The 20,434-nt window shown below is 65.6% G+C and carries 20 protein-coding genes and 2 pseudogenes; 4 read left to right on the forward strand and 18 right to left on the reverse strand.

Features of this window, described 5'->3' with window-relative positions; translation table 11 throughout:
* Positions 1–211: 211 nt before the first annotated feature.
* The 6 genes and pseudogenes from ACNANG_RS15675 to ACNANG_RS15700 all read right to left on the reverse strand — a co-directional run bounded on the left by ACNANG_RS15675 (position 212) and on the right by ACNANG_RS15700 (position 6,074).
* Positions 212–1,213 carry a hypothetical protein gene (locus ACNANG_RS15675; protein ID WP_420223764.1) on the reverse strand — a complete coding sequence of 334 codons (1,002 nt, stop codon included), beginning with the start codon at positions 1,211–1,213 and terminating at the stop codon, positions 212–214.
* Complete coding sequence (locus tag ACNANG_RS15680; RefSeq protein WP_420223765.1) at positions 1,141–1,587, reverse strand: hypothetical protein; 447 nt, start codon at positions 1,585–1,587, stop codon at positions 1,141–1,143. Before ACNANG_RS15680 ends, ACNANG_RS15675 begins: the two co-directional genes overlap by 73 nt.
* A gap of 307 nt (positions 1,588–1,894) precedes the next feature.
* Positions 1,895–2,998, reverse strand: a complete 1,104-nt coding sequence (locus ACNANG_RS15685) for a Bug family tripartite tricarboxylate transporter substrate binding protein (protein ID WP_420223766.1) — start codon at positions 2,996–2,998, stop codon at positions 1,895–1,897.
* Entirely contained in the window at positions 2,995–3,918 is a 924-nt protein-coding gene (locus ACNANG_RS15690; protein WP_420223767.1) for a LysR family transcriptional regulator, read from the reverse strand. The genes ACNANG_RS15685 and ACNANG_RS15690 overlap by 4 nt, the downstream gene beginning before the upstream one ends.
* 43 nt (positions 3,919–3,961) lie before the next feature.
* Positions 3,962–4,753: an amidohydrolase family protein gene (locus ACNANG_RS15695; protein ID WP_420227553.1), complete on the reverse strand. Its 792-nt coding sequence runs from the start codon at positions 4,751–4,753 to the stop codon at positions 3,962–3,964.
* Positions 4,754–4,881: 128 nt separating this feature from the next.
* Positions 4,882–6,074 (reverse strand): annotated as a pseudogene (locus tag ACNANG_RS15700) (CaiB/BaiF CoA transferase family protein).
* A gap of 134 nt (positions 6,075–6,208) precedes the next feature.
* On the opposite strand from ACNANG_RS15700, the gene ACNANG_RS15705 reads away from it, so the two are divergent.
* Positions 6,209–6,562, forward strand: coding sequence for a hypothetical protein (locus ACNANG_RS15705; RefSeq protein ID WP_420223768.1), 354 nt, complete (start codon positions 6,209–6,211; stop codon positions 6,560–6,562).
* Position 6,563: 1 nt separating this feature from the next.
* On the opposite strand, the gene ACNANG_RS15710 is transcribed toward ACNANG_RS15705, so the two are convergent.
* From ACNANG_RS15710 to ACNANG_RS15760, 11 genes and pseudogenes are all read right to left on the reverse strand, one after another.
* Positions 6,564–6,926, reverse strand: a complete 363-nt coding sequence (locus ACNANG_RS15710) for a 6-pyruvoyl trahydropterin synthase family protein (RefSeq protein ID WP_420223769.1) — start codon at positions 6,924–6,926, stop codon at positions 6,564–6,566.
* Positions 6,923–7,558 carry a 7-carboxy-7-deazaguanine synthase gene (queE, locus tag ACNANG_RS15715; RefSeq protein WP_420223770.1) on the reverse strand — a complete coding sequence of 212 codons (636 nt, stop codon included), beginning with the start codon at positions 7,556–7,558 and terminating at the stop codon, positions 6,923–6,925. The genes ACNANG_RS15710 and queE overlap by 4 nt, the downstream gene beginning before the upstream one ends.
* Before the next feature lie 45 nt (positions 7,559–7,603).
* Entirely contained in the window at positions 7,604–7,945 is a 342-nt protein-coding gene (locus ACNANG_RS15720) for a hypothetical protein (RefSeq protein WP_420223771.1), read from the reverse strand.
* 110 nt (positions 7,946–8,055) lie between these two features.
* On the reverse strand, positions 8,056–9,429 hold the full coding sequence (locus ACNANG_RS15725) for a heavy metal sensor histidine kinase (protein ID WP_420223772.1): 1,374 nt from the start codon (positions 9,427–9,429) through the stop codon (positions 8,056–8,058).
* Positions 9,426–10,108 (reverse strand): annotated as a pseudogene (locus ACNANG_RS15730) (heavy metal response regulator transcription factor). The gene ACNANG_RS15725 and the pseudogene ACNANG_RS15730 overlap by 4 nt, the downstream one beginning before the upstream one ends.
* Before the next feature lie 8 nt (positions 10,109–10,116).
* The gene (locus tag ACNANG_RS15735) at positions 10,117–10,926 is read right to left on the reverse strand and encodes an ABC transporter ATP-binding protein (protein ID WP_420223773.1); all 810 of its coding nucleotides are present in this window, start codon (positions 10,924–10,926) and stop codon (positions 10,117–10,119) included.
* Positions 10,927–10,928: 2 nt separating this feature from the next.
* The gene (locus ACNANG_RS15740) at positions 10,929–12,566 is read right to left on the reverse strand and encodes an ABC transporter permease (RefSeq protein ID WP_420227554.1); all 1,638 of its coding nucleotides are present in this window, start codon (positions 12,564–12,566) and stop codon (positions 10,929–10,931) included.
* 23 nt (positions 12,567–12,589) lie between these two features.
* A complete protein-coding gene (locus tag ACNANG_RS15745) occupies positions 12,590–13,636 on the reverse strand; it encodes a Fe(3+) ABC transporter substrate-binding protein (RefSeq protein ID WP_420223774.1) in 1,047 nt (348 codons plus the stop codon).
* 162 nt (positions 13,637–13,798) lie between these two features.
* Positions 13,799–14,275: an aromatic-ring-hydroxylating dioxygenase subunit beta gene (locus tag ACNANG_RS15750; RefSeq protein WP_420223775.1), complete on the reverse strand. Its 477-nt coding sequence runs from the start codon at positions 14,273–14,275 to the stop codon at positions 13,799–13,801.
* A 52-nt stretch (positions 14,276–14,327) separates the two neighbouring features.
* Entirely contained in the window at positions 14,328–15,572 is a 1,245-nt protein-coding gene (locus tag ACNANG_RS15755) for an aromatic ring-hydroxylating oxygenase subunit alpha (RefSeq protein ID WP_420223776.1), read from the reverse strand.
* Between the two features lie 130 nt (positions 15,573–15,702).
* Positions 15,703–16,713 (reverse strand): Bug family tripartite tricarboxylate transporter substrate binding protein, encoded by a 1,011-nt coding sequence (locus tag ACNANG_RS15760; RefSeq protein ID WP_420223777.1) that lies wholly within the window; start codon positions 16,711–16,713, stop codon positions 15,703–15,705.
* Between the two features lie 298 nt (positions 16,714–17,011).
* Between ACNANG_RS15760 and ACNANG_RS15765 the strand changes: the two genes are divergently transcribed.
* The gene (locus ACNANG_RS15765) at positions 17,012–17,725 is read left to right on the forward strand and encodes a GntR family transcriptional regulator (protein ID WP_420223778.1); all 714 of its coding nucleotides are present in this window, start codon (positions 17,012–17,014) and stop codon (positions 17,723–17,725) included.
* Positions 17,726–17,913: 188 nt separating this feature from the next.
* Here ACNANG_RS15765 and ACNANG_RS15770 read toward each other — a convergent pair whose 3' ends face one another.
* Positions 17,914–18,888, reverse strand: coding sequence for a tripartite tricarboxylate transporter substrate binding protein (locus ACNANG_RS15770; protein WP_420223779.1), 975 nt, complete (start codon positions 18,886–18,888; stop codon positions 17,914–17,916).
* 379 nt (positions 18,889–19,267) lie between these two features.
* On the opposite strand from ACNANG_RS15770, the gene ACNANG_RS15775 reads away from it, so the two are divergent.
* On the forward strand, positions 19,268–19,627 hold the full coding sequence (locus ACNANG_RS15775) for a hypothetical protein (protein WP_420223780.1): 360 nt from the start codon (positions 19,268–19,270) through the stop codon (positions 19,625–19,627).
* Positions 19,628–19,633: 6 nt separating this feature from the next.
* The gene (locus tag ACNANG_RS15780; protein ID WP_420223781.1) at positions 19,634–20,395 is read left to right on the forward strand and encodes an IclR family transcriptional regulator; all 762 of its coding nucleotides are present in this window, start codon (positions 19,634–19,636) and stop codon (positions 20,393–20,395) included.
* Positions 20,396–20,434: the final 39 nt, after the last annotated feature.

Genomic DNA, 20,434 nt, shown 5'->3' on the forward strand with positions numbered 1-20,434 from the left:
TTTGATGGAATGTAAGTAGTAGTACAAATGATAATGGATATCATTATGATTGTGAAGAAATGTGGGGTTTTGTTTAGCAGATGTGTTCGACAGCCCTTCAATGGGCGTTTCTGGAAGGCGGGGTACGCCTCGTCGTACGCACCACGGACAACAAAAAAACGGCGTGCTGCAGGTCGCAGCACGCCGTTTTGGCGTCCAGAAACAGAAAGGATCAGTTGCGTTGGCGAGGCGGAATGCGCGTTTCCAATGCGGCGGGCACGTAATCGGGAAGGAAGCGGCAACCCGCGCCGTATTCGGCTTCGAAGGCCGGGCAGGCGGCAGCGACGCTGGCCGGTGTGGGCTTCGTGCCCTGCGTTACCCATTTGGTGAGCTGCGACATGATCGTCACGTAGGCGGGGTCGCTCAGATAGCTGTGCGCGCTGTCATTCGTGAAGGTCTGCACCAGATGGTCGGCCGTGCCTGCCCGGGTCATGGTGCGGCCAAAGAAGTTGGCCATTTCAACGAATGCGGTCGGATCCTGCGTGCCGCGCATGGTCAGCACCGGCACCGGAATCTTGCCGTTCGGATCGGTATCGGCCGCGAATTTGGCGACTGCCGTCGGGTCGGCGGCATACCGCAGCACACCTGCGTTCAGGGCCGTGTCGTCATCGGATCCGCTATACCGCACGCCAATGTTGCCGAAGGGGCTGGCGCCGCCGGTGCGCTTGCTCGAGATGTCCTGGAAGTGGAAGGTGCCCCAGTTGATGTGCGACTGGATCGAGCTGGCCGGGATCTTGATGACATTTTCGATCGTGCGGATCTTGCGGGTTTCTTCAGGCGTGCGCTGCGCGGCCGCCTTGTTCAGACCCAGGCATTCGTTGACACGGCCGGTCAGGTCGGCGGACGTCATGGTCACGCCGGCCGGCAGGCCAAGGCTGAGCGGGTAGGCTGCTTCGGTTGGACGGGGATGGTTGTTGCATAGATATTGGTAGACCACGCGCAGATCCAGCCGGAAGTCGTACGAATAACTGCCGCCCGCGATCACGCCGCTGGTGAGCAGCACGCCGTCATAGGGCGCCTTGCCATTGTTGGTGGCCGCGGTGTAGGTCTCGGCCGCTTTGGCTGCGACACCGCCGCCCCAGGACTGGCCATGGAGAATCGTCAGCTTGGGCTTGGCCACGTGTTCGATAAATATCTTGCGCAGGCGTTCGGTATCTTCCGCGGCGGCGCGCACTTCGACGCCCCCTGGCGGAAGGTCGAGCCAGCCCAGGCATAGCCTTGCTTGACCATGATCGTCCAGCGCTCCAGGTCTTCCACGGCGCGGGCCGGGGTGGGTGCGTCCAGCGACGGGCCGCCATGGGCGTGCATGACCAGGTCGCCGTTCCATTTCTCTGGCATGGCGATCAGGTAGTACGCGCCAGCCGAGTCCTGCCCGGACAGGCACTTTGCCGTTGCCGGGACGACGGACGGGCAGGTCGCCGACGTGGGCGCTTTTTCGCCCGACGCGACCGGGGGTGCTGCTGTCGTTGTTGTCGTCGCCGCCGCCGCAGGCGCCAAGCAACATGACGGCGGCAACGGCCGCGCCAAGGGAAAGGGGGTGGTACGCATGATGTGTCTCCGGATGGGATCGTGTAGTTGTTCTGCGCAACCATCGTAGAGACGTGTCACATAAGCGTCAAATATATGGAAAAGTGGTTCTGCATATTCTGTGCATATGAAGACGAACGGCGAGCCGGTTGCCGCCGGTATCTGAATGCGGGCTGCCAATGGAGCGTGCGGTGGCATATGAATGCCGAATGCGATCTGAATGCCAATGCGATCTGAATCGCCAATGCAACCTGAAAGCCAATGCAACCTGAGAGCCAATGCGATCTGCATGCCTGGATGCGATCTGGACGCGACAGCGATCTGGACGTCAGCGCGCTTGCAAGGGCGCATCCCGCAGCATGGCGCGGTTGGCTTCGAAATCGGCCCTGACGCGCGCCGCAAACGCCTCGCGTGTGCCGCTTGCCGGCAGGTTGTCGGTGGCGGCCAGGCGTTGCTGGAAGTTGGATGACGCCACCGCCACATTGATAGCCTGATTGAGCGCTTTCAATATTGACGCCTTCGTGCCGCCCGGTGCGAACACGCCAAATAACGACGACAGATTGGCCTGGTCGAAGCCCAGTTCGGCAAAGGTCGGCACGGATGGGAGCACGGGCAGACGCGCGGGCGCACCCACGGCCAGCGGCTTGAATTGTCCGGCTGCAATGGCGCGCAACGACATCTCGCTGACGTTGGTCGACAGCAGTTCGAACTGGCCGCCCAGGGCATCCGTCAATTGTTGACCGCCGCCCTTGTAGGGCACATGCACGATACGCGTCCCGCTGGCGCGGCTGACCTGTTCCATGACCATATGGCCGGTGGTGGCGATGCCCGAGGATGCCCATCGCAATCGACCGGGAAACGCCCGCGCGTGGCGCAGCGTGTCGGCCAGCGTATCGAAGGGCAGGGCAGGCGTGCCGACCAGCAGCAACGGCGTGTGCATGACGCCCGCCACCGGCGCGATGTCGCGCAGCGGATCATAGGTGACGGCGCCCACCAGTGGCCGCACAGTCAATGGCGTGATCGCCGAAAAGACCAGGGTCGTGCCATCGGGCGCGGCCCGCGCGATCATGCCCATGGCCACGCTGCCGCCGTCCCCTGCGCGGTAGTCGACAATGACGGGCACGCCCAGCGGCGCTGCAAGTTCTTCGGCCAGCACATGCGCCAGCGTGGCGCTTACACCGCCGGGCGGATAGGCGACCACCAGCCGCAAGGGCCGAGGAAGCACGCGACGAGATGGCGAGGCGCCCGGTGCGGCAGCGTCGGCCAGCGATGCGGGGCCGGACGCCATCACCCGTCCGCCGGAAGGCATCGGCATCGCGCCGGGCCCTGGACGCGCGTCCGCGGCTGCGCTCGCCGGTTTCGCCGTCATGCCTGGCAGCAGCAACGCCATGCCCGCCATGACCAGACGACGCCTCGTTGTGAGCACGCTCATTGTTGAGCGGCGGCGCGCGCCGTCTCGCGGCACAGCGCCACGAACCGCGCGGTGGCGCCGACACAATCCGCCGTCCGATAGACCAGCGTGATCGGGGCGTCCAGCCTGGCGCTTTCGCGCAGCGGCCGGTAGATGACCTCTTCGGGATGCAGGGTGCGCATGGACGCCGGCACGACCGACACGCCCATGCCGGACGCCACCAGATTGATGTTGGTGGTCATCCGCTCCACCTCGGCGTGAATGCGGGGCTGCAGTCCTTGTTCATGAAACAGCGCCAGCAGGTTCTGGTAAAGGCCCGGCGCCCCGGGCTTGCGCACCAGGATCAGCGATTCATCGCGCAGGTCCTGGATGGACAGCGGCTGCGCGGCACGGCGGCCCGTGCGCCGGGCAAGAGGATGATCGGCTGGCAGCGCCACCATGACCGGTTCGCGCAGCAAGGTCTCGAACGACAGGCCAGCCGGTGTGGCGACCGGGACCCGCAGCAGCCCGCAATGCAGGCGGGTGTCGGCCACGGCTTCGGTGATCTCGGCCGCATTGCGTTCGGTGATGGTCAGCGCGACTGACGCCACATGAATGCGGCACGCACGCAGCACACGGGGCGTAAAGGCATGGGCGCCCGCCGAACTGGTAATGCCCACGTCGAGCCGGCCCGTTTCGCCGCGCGCAACCAGCGCCATGCGGGCCTGCATGGCCTCGGTGTCGTTGACGATGCGGCGCGCTTCGGCCTCGAACAGGCGGCCGCCATCGGTCAGGCTGACGCCCTTGGGATGGCGGTGGAAAAGGGCAAGGCCCAGCTGTTGTTCAAGCGCCTTGATCTGCTGGCTGAGCGGCGGCTGCTGGATACCGAGCTGCTCGGCCGCGCGGGTAATGTGGCCGGCGTCGGCCACCGCCAGAAAATAGCGCAGGTGACGAAATTCCATATCGAAATCATATCGCCCCCGCCATTACGGATATATCTGACGTTTACCCTTGGCGAAACCCGTAGAGCACGGCGGGGTTGTCGATCAGGATGCGCCGCCGCCGCGCGACATCGGGCACCCAGCGCGCCAGCAGGGCTGCCAGCGACGCGTCGTCGGGTTTGACCGGTTCCGTCACGTGCGGCCAGTCGCTGCCCCACACGAGCCGTTCCGGGGCCGCATCGACCCAGGCCTGCGCCAGTGCATCGGTATCCTGGTAGCCGCCCATTTCGCCCACGGCGGAATCCAGATACGGGCCCGACAGCTTGAGCCAGGCCTTGCCCCCGTCCAGTTCGCGCCGAATGATGCCGAATGCCGGATGGTTCACGCCGCAGTTCACCGGCAGCCGCCCCAGGTGATCGAAGACGATGGCGGAAGGCAGACGCCGCACCAGGGCTTGATGTTCAACGATCTGCGCGGCCGTCCAATGCAACTGCACATGCCACCCCAGCTCGTGCACGCGCCGCGACAGCGGCTCCACCATGTCGAAGCCGACCACCGCGTGCGCCGGCGTGTACAGCGTGAAGCGGATGCCACGGACCCCGCCGTCGTGCAGGGCCAACAATTGCGCATCGGTAACGTCATTGCGCACCACCGCCACGCCGCGGGTGCGCTCGCTGCCGAGGGCCTGGATGGCGTCCAGGGTGACACGGTTGTCGGTGCCGAAGTTGCGCGGCGTGACCACCACCGTGCGGCGCGTGCCGATCACGGGCTGGACGCGGCGATAGGCGTCGACCGTTCCTGACACGGGCAAGGGCGGCGCGCCTGTCGGCAGAAAGGCCGGATCGTAGATGTGCATGTGCGCATCGCACGCCAGCGCCGGGTCGATCGCATCGGCAGCCGCATGAGAGTGGCCATCCGCAACGGTTGCCGCCGTCAACGTTGCGTCTGTCAACGTTGCATCCGACAACTTTCCACCCGCCTCCGTCACAGCACCGCGGCGCTGGCGCGCAGGGCCGCGATTTCCGCATCGCTGCGGCCGGCCAGCTTCAGCACGGCGTCGGAATGCTGGCCCAGCGTCGGTGCGGCGAACGGCTCGGGGCCGGGCGTGCGGCCGTGCACCATCGCGCGTTTGAAGCCGCGATAGGTGCCCAGCGACGAGTGCTCGAATACGGCCACCATGTCCTCGGCCTGCACTTGCGGAAAGTCAAACATGTCCTCGACCGACCGGGCGGCCGAGCAGGGCACTTCTTCACCGAACAGGGCTTCCCATTCCAGGGCGGACCGGGCCTGCAATGCCGCGTGCAGCCTGGGCACGATTTCGGTGTGATGCTGCGCGCGCTTGCGCACGGAGTCGTAACGATCGCCGGTCAGCAGGTCGTCCAGCCCGGTTTTCAGGCACAGCGCTTTCCAGAAGTGCGGGGTGTTGGCCGAAATGTAGATGTAGCCATCGCGGGTGGGGTGGATGCCGGTGATGCCACCCGACCGCATGTCGCGGCCCACGTCTTTTGGTTCGCCTTCGGCCCACACCATGCGTGCCGATTGCAGCGCCAGCGCGCTGCGCAGCAGGGAAACGCCCACGTACTGGCCTTCGCCGCTGCGCTCGCGTTCGAACAGGGCCGACGCCACGGCGCCCGCCAGCAAGGAGGCCGCGTAGTAATCCACGATGGATCCGTACAGGATCTCGGGCGGTCCGTCCTGCTTGCCCTGCAGCACGCACATGCCGGTCATGGTCTGCAGAACCTGGTCGTACCCGGCCTTGTCCTTGAGCGGTCCGGTTTCTCCGTACCCTGTGACGGCGCAATAGATCAGGCGCGGATTGATGGCGCGCAGCGTGTCGTAGTCGATGCCCAGGCGCGGCGGGACGTTGGGCCGGAAGTTATGCACCAGCACGTCGGCATCACGGACCAGATCGCGCAGCACGTCCATCGCGGCCGGCTGCTTCAGGTCGAGCGCGATGCCCAGCTTGCTGCGGTTCACGCCCAGGAACGCGCGGCTTTCGGCTTCGAGCGTCGACGGGTATTTGCGCAGATTGTCGCCCACGGGGGTTCGATCTTGATGACCTCGGCGCCCTGGTCGGCAAGCAGGGTGCAGCCGTAGGGGCCGGCGATGTAGGCGCTCAGGTCGAGCACGCGGATGCCCGTCAGGGGCCCGCGTCGGGAAGAGGGGGATGTCGTCATGGCCAGGATCCTAAGACACCTGAATGATCCCGAAAAGCGACGTTTCGTAAACCGAAGGGTTACCAAATCTGTAGGCCGCGCCCGGGAGCCCCACCCAGACGCTGGCCTCGGTTAACCTGCATCGGTAACCCCGTATGGGCACCCGCGAGAAGTTGGCGCACACTGCCAGCCCGCTTGCCGTCCATTCATTTGCCGGATTTGCCAATGACCTCCCCCGTTTCGAAAGAGCTGCCGCCCTGGCCGCGCTCCACGTCGAATCGCCCACGCCGCTGACGGCAATGGCGATCTACCTGGAATTGACTGTCAACGACAGTAGCGACGATGCGGTGCGGGCTTTGCTGGCGCAAACCGAGGCCACGACGCTGGCGGCAAGGACTTCCGCCGCCCAGGTTGCCGCGGCGACGCCAGGCGCCCCGGCGGCCGCTCCGGAAAGCCCGGTGGAAGCCGGCACGGCTCCCGCTCGGTCGGGCAATACCCCCTCGGCGTAACCTACAGGTGCAGCGTGCACCGGTCGCCGGACGCGCGGCGCGCGACCGTGACCCGCGCCAGACCCGGCAAGGCAGGCTGAAGCGCCGTGGCAATGAACGTACACAGCCCTTCCAGCGTAGGCAGCGCCAGGCCGGGCACTTCGTCCAGCAGGCGGTGATCTAGCTGTTCGCGCACGCCGGCCAGTGCGGCGCGGAAGTGCCCAAGGTCGATCAGCATGCCGGACACCGGGTCGGGCGTGCCGGCGACCGTGACGTCGGCATGGTAGGTATGCCCGTGGATGCGCAGGCTGGAGTCGGTCTCGATCTCGCGGTGCAGGGTATGCGCCGCTTCGAAATAGAACTCCTGGGTCAACTCGTACTTCATCGTATGCCGATCACTTTGTGGGATTGCACGCTCAGGCGCCACATCGGGTGCCGCATGCACCAGTCGATGGCCCACTGCACGTTCTTTGCCTGGTCAGGGCCGTCCATGGCCTGGACGAAATAATGGTCGAAGGGCAGGGCTTCGAGCGCCAGCAGGTCCACTTCGGCCTGCGGCACCACGACTTTCAATTCCGTGCCGCGGGTCTGGTTCAGCGGGGCCGTGCTTTTTGGGCTGACGCAAATCCAGTCGATGCCGTCGGGCGCCGCCACGGTGCCGTTGGTTTCCACCGCGATTTCAAAGCCGCGCGCGTGCAAGGCGTCGATCAGAGCCGTGTCCACCTGCAGCAGGGGTTCACCGCCGGTCAGCACGACCAGCGGGATGCCGCGCGGCGCATCGGGCCACTGGCTGTGGATGATGTCGGCCAGGTCGTCCGCCTGCGGATATTTGCCGCCCAGCGTGCCGTCGGTGCCGACGAAATCCGTGTCACAGAAAGTGCAGACGGCGGCGGCGCGGTCGGACTCGCGGCCCGACCACAGGTTGCAGCCGGCGAAGCGGCAGAACACGGCCGCGCGGCCGGCATTGGCGCCCTCGCCCTGCAAGGTATAGAAGATTTCTTTTACTGCGTAGGTCATTTCACATGCTCTGAAGCGATGGCCTGCTGAGCCATCGTGCCCCGATCAGTCCTCGGGAATCGCGCTTTCGTCAAAGCCGATGATCTTGCCGGACTGCCGGATGATGGTCACATACACCCGATGCCGGTACAGGCGTTCGAACTCGGCATCATGGGCGCCGGATTTGAGCGTCTTTTCAAACTTTTCGATGATCAACGCGTCATCGTTGACGCCGTCATAGACATCGACGCCGACCACCGTGAAGTCGAACTTCGCGCCGCGTTCCTTGAAAAAGGCGCGCGCCTTGATTTCTTCGGGATCCTCGGCGTCGAAATCCTGGAACAGATAGTCGCGCGTCGCGTCGTCGAGCGGCTCGTCCTTGAAGTGGTCAGAAAAGCGGTAATCCATGGACTTATCCTGGGGAAAGACCTGGCGCGCGCGGGGTCGCGCGGCGTGTCAACCCGCTAGTATCGCCGAAAACCCGGGGTTGACGCGCCGCACCGCGTTGCGCACGTCCTTTACACGGCCCGCAAACGTTGCTGGCCGGACGACAACGCGCCGGGCAACTCGATGCCCACCATCGTTCCCTCCACGCCCTTGCCGTCGGCGTCGCGCAGCTTGCCTTCGGCCCAGGCCTTGCCGCCGTGCATGTGCGCGACGGCGCGCACGATCGCCAGGCCAAGGCCGTGGCGAGCCGCGTCGCCGTGGGCCGATCGGGACGCATCGGCGCGGTAGAACCGGTCGAACATCCGCAAGGCCAACTCGGGCGACACCGGATGGCCGGTATTGAAAACGGAAATGCGCACCGCGCCAGGCAGCGCCTCGACGCGGGCCGTTATCTGACGGGCGCCGTCGGCATGGCGCACCGCGTTGGTTACCAGATTGGCGATGGCGCGGCGAATCAGGGCCGGGTTGCAGACGGCGCTAGCCTGCCCGATGCGTTGGGCCGTGGCGCCCGCATCGTCCAGCAGGGGGCCGCAATAGGCCAGAACGCCGTCGACCAGGTCGGCAAGGTCCACCCGTTCCAGCGACCGCGCGCGTTCTCCCTGGTCCGCGCGCGCCAGGAACAGCATGTCATTGACGATGGCCGCCACCCGCTCCATTTCTTCAAGATTCGACGCCAGCGCATCGCGCAGCGCGTCTGCCGAGCGGGGGGCCGACAAGGTGACCTGCGCGCCATTGATGGCGCTGGCCAGGGGCGACCGAAGTTCATGCGCCACGTCCGCGCCAAAACCTTCCATTTGCCGGTAGGCGTTGTCGAGCTTGCCCAGCGCGTCATTGAACGCGGCCACGAGATCGCCCAGTTCGTCATCCACATGCCGGGTGTCGAGCCGGCCACCGATCGTGATGGCGCGAGCTTCGGCCGACAGCCGGCGCAGGTTGCCCGCCACCCAGTGCGCGGCCAGGGCTCCCAGCAGGGAGGTCAGCAGCACGCCGGCCAGTCCGGCGCCCAGCAGCACCGTGGCATACCGTTCCAGGCGGGCTTCGCGATAGCGGGTGTCGACTTCAAGGCGGGCGCGCGCGATCGGGCCATGGGTAAGCGCAATGTCGACGGCGTCGCGCATGACGCCGTCTTCGCCCTGCCGGCGGTAGGGCTGACCCAGGGGCACGGCGGTGGCCTCGGCCGGGCCGGGCAACCAGGTGACATCCATGTCTTCCTGGCCGCGCATCATGTCGTTCACGCGCCGATAGGACGACTCCGGCGTGTTGTCGGCATGCGCCTCGTCCATCAGTTGCAGCAGCAGGCGGGACTTGGTCTGCAACTGGTCGTGGTCGGCCGCGATCAGGCGCGTTTCGAAACCGCTGTGCAAGGACACGCCGATCGTTACGAAAATGGGCAGGGACACCAGGGCCAGGGCAGCCGCCAGCCGCCCGGCCAGCGAACGCCTCACGGTCCGCGCCGTTCGAGCACGTAGCCCATGCCGCGCACGGTGTGCAGCAGCTTGTCGTCGAAAGGTTCGTCGAGCTTCAGGCGCAGGCGGCGCACCGCGACGTCGATGACGTTGTTATCGCTGTCGAACGTCATGTTCCAGAGCTGTTCGGCCAGTTCGCGGCGGGACAGCACTTCGCCCTGGCGTTTCAGGAAATAGGCCAGCAGCATGAATTCCTGCGCGGTCAGGTCGATCTGGCGGCCGGCCCGAAACGCCTTGCGGCGGCGCGGGTCCAGTTCGACGTCGGACAGCCGCGCGCGGGCGGGTTCGGCCAGGCTGCCGCCGGCCCCCGCCGCATCAGGGCGTGCGCCCGGGCCAGCAGTTCCGAAAAGGCAAAGGGCTTGACCAGGTAATCGTCGGCGCCGCCGTGCAGGCCGCGCACCCGGTCTTCGACCTGGTCGCGCGCGGTCAGCATCAGCACGGGCGTCGTCTTCTTCTTGCGCAGGTCGGCCAGCACGTCGAAGCCATCCAGGCCGGGCAACATCACATCCAGCACGATCAGATCGTATTGGCCTTCGATGGCCAGGTAGCGGCCCTGCAGGCCGTCGTGCGCAATGTCGACCAGATAGCCTGCTTCGCTCAGCCCCTGGCACAGGGACGCCGCCAGTTTCGGTTCGTCTTCGATCAGCAGCAGGCGCATGGTGGACTCTATCCCTGTCGGGCGAGGGCGGCGTCGCGCTGGCGGACCAGCGATTCGCGGCGGATGAAGTCGGCGACGAAGGTGTCGGCCGGCCGATGGTGCAGGTTATACGGCGAATCCCATTGCCGCAATTGCCCGCCTGCCATCACGCCGATCCGGTCGGCCAGCGCGAAGGCTTCCGCCTGGTTGTGCGTGACCAGAATGGCCGTGTGGCCGGACGATTTCAGAATGTCGCGCACTTCGAATGCCAGGTGCTCGCGCGTGTCGACATCGAGGTTGGAGAAGGGCTCGTCCAGCAACAGCAGATCGGGTGACGCGGCCAGCGAACGGGCCAGCGCCACCCGCTGCTGCTGGCCGCCCGACAGTTCATGCGGGTAGCTGTCGGCGGCGGCGGGCAGGCCCACCATGTCCAGCATGGCGGCCACCTGCATCGCGCGTTCGCGCGCTGGCCGGCGGCGCAGGCCAAAGCCGACGTTCTGCCCGACCGTCAGATGGGGGAAGAGCGCGTAGTCCTGGAACATCATGCCCACCCGCCGCAACTCGGGCGCGCGCTGTTCGGTCGGCGAAGACAGCACTTCGCCATCGAGCAGGATGCGGCCTCCGCGCACCGGTTCGAAGCCGGCAATGGCGCGCAGCACGGTGGACTTGCCGCAGCCCGATGCACCCAGCAGGCAGCCGATCGCGCCGCGTTCCAGGTCCAACGAAAAGTCCGACACCACGCTGCGCTCGCCCTGCGGCGTGTCGTAGGCCAGGAACAGGTTTTCCAGCCTGAGCGCAGGCGCGGCGGGCGGCGCGGGGTGTGCGGGAGCAAAGGACATGGTCAACGGCCTATCTTCAATTGGGTGCGCGCCAGCAACATGACGGGCAGCAGGCCCGCCAGCACGATCAGCAGCGCGGCGACCGCGCCTTCTTCATACGTGCCGCGGGCGGCTTCGGCATACAGCCAGGTGGCCAGCGTATCGAAATTGAGCGGACGCAGCAGCAGCGTGGCGGGCAATTCCTTCATGGTATCCACGAACACCAGCAGCGCCGCCGCGGCCAGGGCGGGCCGCAGAAGGGGCAGGTGCACCCGGCGCAACGTGCCGCCGGCCGTCTCGCCCAGCAGGCGGGACGCCTGTTCCAGCGAAGGCGGAATGCGGGTCAGCGCGGCGTCCACGCTACCCGCCGAAATCGCCAGGAAGCGGATGGTGCAGGTGATGACCAGCGCAGTGACCGACCCCATCACGACCAGCCCCGAGGTGCCGAATGCGGCGCCCAGCAGGCGATCGATGGCAATGAACGGCGTCATCAGCCCGATCGCCAGCACGGTGCCCGGCACGGCATACCCCAGGCTGGCGACACGGGCACAGGCGCGTACCGGGTCCATGCCACCGCCTTCACGCAACGTGCGGCTTGCCCAGCCGATGACCAGTCCGCAGGCGACCGTCAGCACCGTGGCGGCCAGCGCGACCGTCAAGGTATTGCGCAGGCCGCCCAGCAACGCGTCGGATACGCCACCGACCCGGTGCAGCCGGGTCCAGGTCTCGGCCGCCAGATACGACACCGGCGCCACGAAGCCAACGACGACCGGGATCATGCCCAGGGCCAGGGCAAGCGCCGCGCGCGCGCCCCGCAGCGGCCGGGGCGGCATGGGGCGCATGCGTTGCGTATTGGCGTAGCGTTGTCGGCGGCGCGCGTGACGTTCGAGCAGGATCAGCGCCACGATGATCGCCAGCGTGGTCAAGGCCAGCTGGGCCGCGCCCGCCAGGTCCGATCGGGTGATCCATGTCGTATACACAGCCACCGTCAGCGTCGGCACGCCCAGGAATTCCGACGCCCCGATATCGTTGAGGGTCTCAAGCAATGCCAGGCTCAGTCCCACGGCAATCGCCGGGCGCGCCATCGGCAACGCGACCCGGCGAAAGGCCTCGGCGCGCGTTGCGCCCAGGGTGCGCGCCGCTTCCATCAGGCTGGCGGCCTGGCTCATGAACATCACCCGCGTGCTGAGGTACACGTAGGGATACAGCACGAAGCCCAGCACGAAGATGGCGCCGGGCAGCGATCGCAGGTCGGGCAAGCGGAACTGCCGAGGGCTGTCAAAGCCCAGCACCGCCCGCAGCGCCATCTGCACGGGACCGATCGGGTGCAGCAGATCCAGATACGCGAACGCGACGATATAGGTAGGCACCGCCAGCGGCAGCAGCAGCGCCCAGGTCAGCGCCTGACGGCCTGGAAAGGTATAGGCGGTGACCAGCCATGCGCTGCCCGTCCCCAACATGACCACCAGCACCCCGACGCCGGTCAGCAGCAACAGGGTGTTGGCCAGGGCCTGGGGCAGCACATAGCTGGCAAGGTGCGACCAGTGCGCCAGGTCGGTATCCAGCGCGAACCAGGCCAGCGTCGCAATGGGCGACAGCACGATCAGGGCGATGACCGCCGTGACGATCGCGGCGGCACGGCCCCGTTCGGGCCGAAGCAGCTTTCGTTGAGACCAGGCCAAGATCAGTTGTCGAACCCGACCTTGTCGATCAGTTCGCTGGCCTGCTTGCGATGACGCGCAATCTCGGCCACCGACAGCGGGTCGACTTTGAGCGGGCCCAGCGATGCCATGACCGGATCAAGCGCGATACCGGCGCGCACCGGGTATTCATAGTTGACGCGAGCAACCAGGGCCTGACCCGCGTCGGACACCAGGTATTCCATCAACTTGACCGCATTGGCGGCGTGCGGAGCATGTTTGGCGACCGCGGCGCCCGACACGTTCACGTGCGTGCCGCCGCCGTTGGCAAAGGTCGGCCGCACCACCTTGATGGCGTCGCCCCACTTGCGGCCGTCGGTACCCGGCGCGGAGTTTTTCATGTGGCCCACGTAATACGCGTTGGCCAGGCCGATATCGCAGATGCCGCCCAGGATGTCGCGCGCCACGTCGCGGTCGCCGCCGGTGGCCTTGCGCGCCAGGTTGGCCTTGACGCCGCGCAGCCACGTTTCGGTCACGGCCACGCCATCATGCGCGATCTTGGCGGCCACCAGCGCCGTGTTGTACGGGTGCTGGCCCGCGCGAATGCAGACCTTGCCCTTCCACTTCGGATCGGCCAGCGCTTCATAGGTGAAGGTCTGCACCGGCAGATCTTTTTCCACATACAGCACCCGGTCGCGCAGCGACAGCGCATACCACTGGCCTGCCGGGTCGCGCAGGTTTTCCGGTACGGCGGCATCCAGCGCCGTCGACTTCACGCGCTGGGTCACGCCGCCTTCGACCAGGTCGACCAGGTTGCCGATGTCCACCGTCATCAGTACGTCGGCCGGCGACCGCGCGCCCTCGGCCTTCACGCGTTCCAGCAGGCCGTCCTTGACGAACACCGTATTCACCTTGATGCCGCTCTGCTTGCTGAACGCGTCGAGCAGCGGCTGAATCAGCGCGGGCTCGCGGGTCGTATAGAGGCTGACTTCTTCGGCCTTGAGCGCGGGCGCGGTCAAGGCGGCCGACGCGGCGACGGCTACGGCGGTGAAGCGGAGCAGACGCGCGCGGGCGGTAACGGTAAGGGTCATGAGGCAGATCCTGTAAAGCAGGGACAGAAGAAAAACGCGCCGTCGATTCTAGGGGAAATACGAATCGTTCTCCTAAATGTCCGAGTGCCGTGCAGGGTTTCCTGACAGGAAGCTGTCATGTCGGGAGGGCCGACAACCCTGGCGTGCGCCCGCGCTGCCGCCCTACACCGGCAACACAATCAACGTATCGATCTTCTTCGAATCCAGCACCACCGCCCTTTCCTTGAACCGTGCCGCTTCCCCCTCGAGCTGGATCCGGTCTTCATACTGCCCCGACAGGAACAGGTCCGTCGTGCCGTTCTGCATGATGCGGATCACCGCGAAGCCGGTCACGGCGCGATGCATTCCGTCGTCGTCCGTGCCAAGGAAGCGCGTCGGCCCGAGCAGATGCCGGTACCGGTGCGGCTCGAAAATGTTCGCCTTGCGCAGCGCCGACACGCGGTCCAGCAGCATGCCTTTGCTGGAGCAATACAGGATGCCCAGGGGCAGGTTGCGGTCTTCGCTTTCGCGGGTGGCGATGCGGTAGCGGCAGGTGTCCACGAACAGCTCGGGCCAGTCTTCATAGCGGCCGTCGTCGATGCAGAACACGTAGTCGTGGATCAGCGCCGTGATGGCGTCGCGGTCGGCGGGGGAGGTCAACGGCGGTCTCCAGTCGGTTGTGATGGGGGCGTGGGGGCGGCGTCGTGCGGCATCACAGGTCCATGTGCTTGCGATAGCGCTGCCAGAAGCCGCGCACCGACGCTTCGCTGACACGCGATTCCTGGTTTTCGACCGTGCGGCCGCCCATCTCCAGCACCGTTTCGCCGTCGGTCTCGTTGTGGAGCGCCCGCTGAACGAAATTGCCGATGACGCCGTCTTCAAGCGACACCAGGCCCGCCGGTCCGACCAGGTTGCCCAGCGCGATGCGGATGTCCGTTTGTTCAGGCGTGTCGTCTTCATAGCCGAACAGGATCCAGACCAGTTCGCACTTTTCCGGGCCCTGGGGCACCAGCAGGCGAATGGCCAGCGAGTTCTGGATCTGCTGGATCACCAGGTTGGGAAAGATGCCCTGGATGGCGTGGGTGATGCCGTCGTCGAACTCCTGCCAGCTTTTCAGCAGGCTGGGGTCATGCAGCTTAAACTCGTCGTCTTGCGCGCGCAGGGTGCTGTCGTCGTAGCCCGCGCCGGTGTCCGACGCCATCTGCGAGAAGCTGATGTGATGGCCGCCGTCGCCTTCCATGACGAGGCCCCCGCGCATCGACAGGCGATTCAGCTTGAAGGTGGTGAAGAACAAGTGCAGCAGGCTGGCGTGGTAGGAGTCCTTGACGTTCTCCATGTACAGCTTCCAATTGTTGTGCATGACCTGCGAGTAGCTTCCCAGAATGCGGATCTTGCGGTGGAAGATGCGTTCCATGTGCTCGCACATGCGCGGGCCAAGAAAATCCCGCAGCGGTTCGACGGTGTGGGAAAAGGTCGCGAACACCAGGCCGTTGAAGACCTCGACACGCAGCGCGCGCAGGTTGTGCTTCGATTTGTCGAAGTCTTCCGGCATGCCGCCGACGCCCGCCACGCCGCGGTGGAAGGCCACGGTTTTCAACTGCCCTTCCAGGTCGTACGACCAGTTGTGATACACGCAGGTAAAACGTTTGGCGCTGCCGCGTTCTTCGATGCACAGGGTGGCGCCGCGGTGCGCGCAGCGGTTGACGACCACACTGAACCGGTCGTCGGCGCTGCGCACCAGCACCACGGGCGTTTCGCCTACGGTGGACGTCTTGTAATCACCGACGTTGGGCACGTCGATGTCGAGTCCGACAAAGCTCCAGATGTCACCCTTGAAGAGCTTTTCCTGTTCTTCGGCGTGCAGGCTTTCGTCGCTGAAAATCTTGAAGGGCACGCGGCTGACGCCTTGTGCGGGCCAGGTGATGCCATGCGGCCGAAGGGGATGGGTCGAGTCCATCAGGGCTCCTGATGCGCGGCGCGGGCTGCCGCGCGAGTCATTGAGAGATGCGGCGCCAAGGCTGCCGCACGCGTCCGGGGCTGCGCGAGAGGCGCCGCTTTACCTGGCTGCAAAGCGTTGGGCCCGGGTGTCATTGCGCGGTAGTACCCGAGTCCTTGATGGCTTTGGACCACAGCGCCAGTTCCTTCTTTTGAAAGACGGCCATGTCGGCGGGCGTGCTGCCGACCGGGGTCGCGCCCAGAGAGATCAGGCGGTCCCGGAAGGCGGGATCCTGCACGCTCTTGGACACGCCCGCAGCCAGTTTTTCGACGATGTCGGGTGGGGTCTTGGCCGGGGCATAGATGCCATACCAGGCCGTGACTTCAAACCCCGGCAGACCTTGTTCGCGATAGGTCGGCACGTTCAGTCCGGGGACGCGGTCGTGGGTGGCGATGGCGATCGCCTTCAGCTTGCCGCTGTTGATGAACTGCGCCGCCGCGGTGTATTCGACCGAGACGAACGTGATCTGGCCACCGAGCAGGTCGGCCAGCGCGGGAGCCGAGCCTTTGTAGGGCACGTGCGTCGCTTCGATACCCGTCATGGACTTGAGCATTTCACCCGCCAGATGGTGCGGTGACCCGATGCCCGCCGAGCCGAAGGTCGCACCCGGATGGCTCTTGATATAGGCCAGCAATTCCTGAAAGGAGTTGACGCCCAGCGACGGGTTGACGACCAGCACGTGCGGGATCGTTGCGATCAGGGACACGGGCGCGAAGTCGGCGGGGGCGTACGAGATGGTCTTGTATAGCGACGGGTTGATGCCGTGCGTCGTGGTCGATCCAAGCAGAAGGGTGTAGCCATCGGGTTCGGCGCGCGCCACATAGGTCGATCCGATGATGCCGGCCGCGCCGGCGCGGTTATCGACCAGGAAAGTCTGCCCCATCTGATCCGACCACGACTGCGCGACACCGCGCGCGATCATGTCGAGCGCGCCGCCCGGGGCAAACGGCGCGACCAGACGGACTGGGCGACTGGGGTAGGGCGACTGGGCAAGCGCGGCTGGACCGAGGCCCAAGCCACAGGCCAGCAGGCTGAGCGCGGCGGCGCCGAGAACAAGGCGCCGGCCGGCGGACGGCAGGTCTTGATTGAGTGAGACACGCATCTTTTCAACTCCCGAACTGCGAATGACCGGCCCGGCGCCGGCAGCCTGAGTGTCTCTCTCCAACCGATTTTTCGGTATATCGTATACGATCCCGGGGTGTCGTCAACGGGTTTTTTCGTATGCTCCTGGCACGTCGAAGGCCCGGCCCGGCGCCTATGCGATGACACCATCCAACGCGTGCACGCGAGGCGCCGAAACCCTTTGCGGGGCCGATCGGCCACCCATGCTTGCGGTAAACTGCCAGCCTGCGAGACCGCGCGCCACCTAGCCGCGCCGTGGTCTGGAAGCCGTATCAGTCATGCCGAAAAAGAACGAGACCAAGCTTACCGAACGCATCGTCGCGCGTTCTTCAATGGTGTCCCAGATCCTGCCACGCCTGCGTCAGGACGTCGTCGAAGGGCGATGGAAGCCAGGCGAACGTTTGATCGAACCCGTGCTGTGCGAACAGTTTGGCGTGTCGCGCACGCCCATGCGCGACGCCTTGCGTGTCTTGGAATCGGAAGGGTTGGTCGAACTGATTCCCCACGTGGGCGCGGTTGTCACCAAGCCGGAGGCCGCCGATATCTCAGGCACCTTCGACATCCTGGCCGTGCTCGAGGCCACCGCGGCCGAGAAGGCGACGCGCGATCGGTCGCCCATGTTCCTGGCCAAGCTCAAGAAGCTGGTCGCCAAGATGGACGCCGCGGTCAATGCGGGCGACGCGGCGGCGTACATCAAGGTCAATGACGAATTCCACCGGCGCATTGTGATCGAGTCGGGCAACCCGGCGCTGATCGATATCCATGAACACCTGATGTGGCACGTGCACCGCGTGCGTCACGCCACCTACCGCAACCTGCCTTTCACGAAAGACACCGGGCGGCATCACGATGAACTGCTCGCGCTGATGGAAGCGGGTGATGCGCCGGGCGTTTTTTCGGCCATGCGCGCGCATATGCTGGATGTCGGCCGCAACGTCATGAGCGCATCGGGCTGGCACCCGGACGTGGAGCCGTCGGCCGAAGTGGCATGACGAAGCGGGCAGTCGATTGCCGATCTGCCCGCTTCGAGTCGCTGTGCCGGAATGCCCGTGCTTGTATCGTTGCAACTTGCCAAGGGCCGGTTGCGAAAGACGCGAAGCACGCGTAGCGCTTCGGCTTGCAGGTTGCCAAGCCCGTGTTTGCTGCCAGCTTGCCGCCGCCAGCAAGTTGCCATCGGCAACTACATCTGCGCGATTCCCGCCGCCTTCACCAGCTTGGCGTTCGCGTCGATTTCTTCCTTGATGTAGGCATCGAACGCTTCGGGCTTCATGGTCCACGCATCCGCGCCAAGCTTGGCGAACCGTTCCTTGACTTCGGGCGAGGCCAGCGCCTTCACGACTTCGTCATTCAGGCGATTGACGATCTCGCGCGGCGTCTTGGCCGGGACCATCATGCCGATCCAGAAGTTGAATTCCGACCCAGGTACGCCGGCTTCGGCGGTCGTTGGCACGTCGGGTAGCGCGGCCGACCGTTTGGGCGATCCGACCGCCAGCGCCAGCAGATGCCCTTCCTTGATCTGGCCTATGACCGGAGCGATGGGCGAAAAGTAGTAGTCGACGCGCCCGGCGAGCACTTCGCTGACGGCTTCGGCCGAGCCTTTGAACGGGATATTGGTGGCATCGATCTTGGCCGCCATCTTGAACTTTTCGGCGTTCAGGTGGGTGGCGCTACCCTGGCCGGCGGAGGCGAAATTGAGGCTGCCCGGTTTGGCGCGCGCGGTGGCGACCAGGTCTTGCAAGGTCTTGATGTTCTTGGAGGGCGAAATCACCAGGGCGTTCGGCAACGACGAGATCGGCGTGACCGCGGCAAAGTCGCGCACCGTATCGAAGGGCAGCTTCGCGAAAGTGGACGGGTTGACCGTGTGGGACGACGAATGAATCATGATCGTATAGCCGTCGGCTGGCGCACTGGCGACCGCGGCCTGGCCGATCGTGCCGCTGGCGCCGCCGCGATTGTCGATCACGAAGGTCTGGCCCATGCTGGCGCCCAGTTTGTCGGTAATGGCGCGGGCGATGATGTCGGTGGTGCTGCCGGCCGTGAAGGGCACGATCACGCGCACCGGTTTGTTGGGGTAGTCGCCTTGGGCGCTCGCGGCAAACGGCAGAGCTGCCGTCAGGCACGCCAGCGCGCCGACGGTGGCACGGATGAAGTTCATGCTGTCTCCTGTGGATGGATGCTACGGCGTCGCTCAAGGCGCCCCGGCATGCGGAAGCCTCGCTGTCTTGTCTTTTAATTCACCGTTAAGTTAATTATCAGCAGCGGGGCAGTTGACGTCAATCCGTACCTGCGGTCGCTGGATCAGGAGATACCCTTAAGGGTCATACGGTGTGTGCGTGAAGGTGATCGCGGGATCATCCAGGTGGGCGAGGGGCCGATCCGTGATCGCGCCGTCCCGCTTAGTTAACTATCTAGTGATTTAAAGGGCGTGGTCGTTGCCGGCTGCGGCATTGCTCAACCAAGGGCGTTTCCGCCAGGGGTTACAGTGTCACCCTACGCGGCGGAGGTGCCGCCGCGTCGTATGAGGCCCCTGCTGCATGTTTACGACCACTCTTACGCCCCAGGACCGCCGGCTCCTGATGTTCGTCCTCGTGGCCGCGCCCTTGCTGGACCGGCAGCGCACCGGCCGCGACATGCCTGATGACGATCATTCAAGCGTGCTGTCACGCTGGCTGGACAAGAATGACCGCAACGTCAGCCTGATCACGCGGGCGCGTTTCCTCAGTTATTCCAGCCGCTTCTACAAGCAGTTGGTCCGCACCCAGGCGCCGGAACATATCGCGATGCTGTGCGCGGCGCTGCGCCAGGCCTTTGAAGGGGGCGAGCGACCGCCGCTGGCCGAACAGCTGATGGCCGACTGCACGCAACTGCTGGTCGAACACAAGCTGGATCACTGACCCGCCATGTCCAGCCTGACCCGCATGCTTGCCGTGCTGACCCTGTTCGAGAAGAACGTGCCGACGCTGGACGCCGACACGATCTGCGCACGCCTTGGGTATTCGCAGCCGACCGGCTATCGCTACATTGCAGAATTGGTGCGTGCGGGGCTGATCGCGCGTATAGGGGTGGGCGCCTACGGGCTGGGGCCGCGCATCATCGAGCTGGATTATTCGATGCGTGAAGCCGATCCGGTGCTGGGCGCCGCCAAACCGGTCATGGCCGATCTGGTCCTGGCCACGGGCGGCGACGCCACGCTGGCGGCGTGCTACGGCGACCACTTCGTGACGACGCACCATCATGCCGGGCCGGAAGGCATGAGCCTGAGCTATGGCCGGGGCCGGCCCATGCCGTTGCTGCGCGGAGCGCTGTCCAAGTGCCTGCTGGCCTGGCTGCCCCGCGCCCAGCAGCAACGTATCTATCAACGCGGCATGGCGGCCCAGGATCCTCCGCCCGATGACCTGGCCGAACGCCGCGCAAGCTGGACCACGATCCGCAAGCAGGGATTTGCGGTGTCGATCGGCGAACTGGATCCGGGTGTGGTGGCCGTGGCCGCGCCGGTGTTCGATGGCGAAGGCGCCATCCTGGCCGCGGTCGCCGCGGTGCTGCGCAAGCAGCGCTACGACCTGGTCAACAAGGCGCAGCTGAACGACCTGGTGATCGATGCCGGACGACGCATCGGCCGCGCGGTGGCAGTGCCATCATTGCTACAGGGATCGGCCGAGTGACGAGGCCACAGACGGGGTGATCGATAGCGTGCTCGCCCG

The organism is Pigmentiphaga litoralis (assembly GCF_048632615.1).
Lineage (GTDB): Bacteria > Pseudomonadota > Gammaproteobacteria > Burkholderiales > Burkholderiaceae_B > Pigmentiphaga > Pigmentiphaga litoralis_B.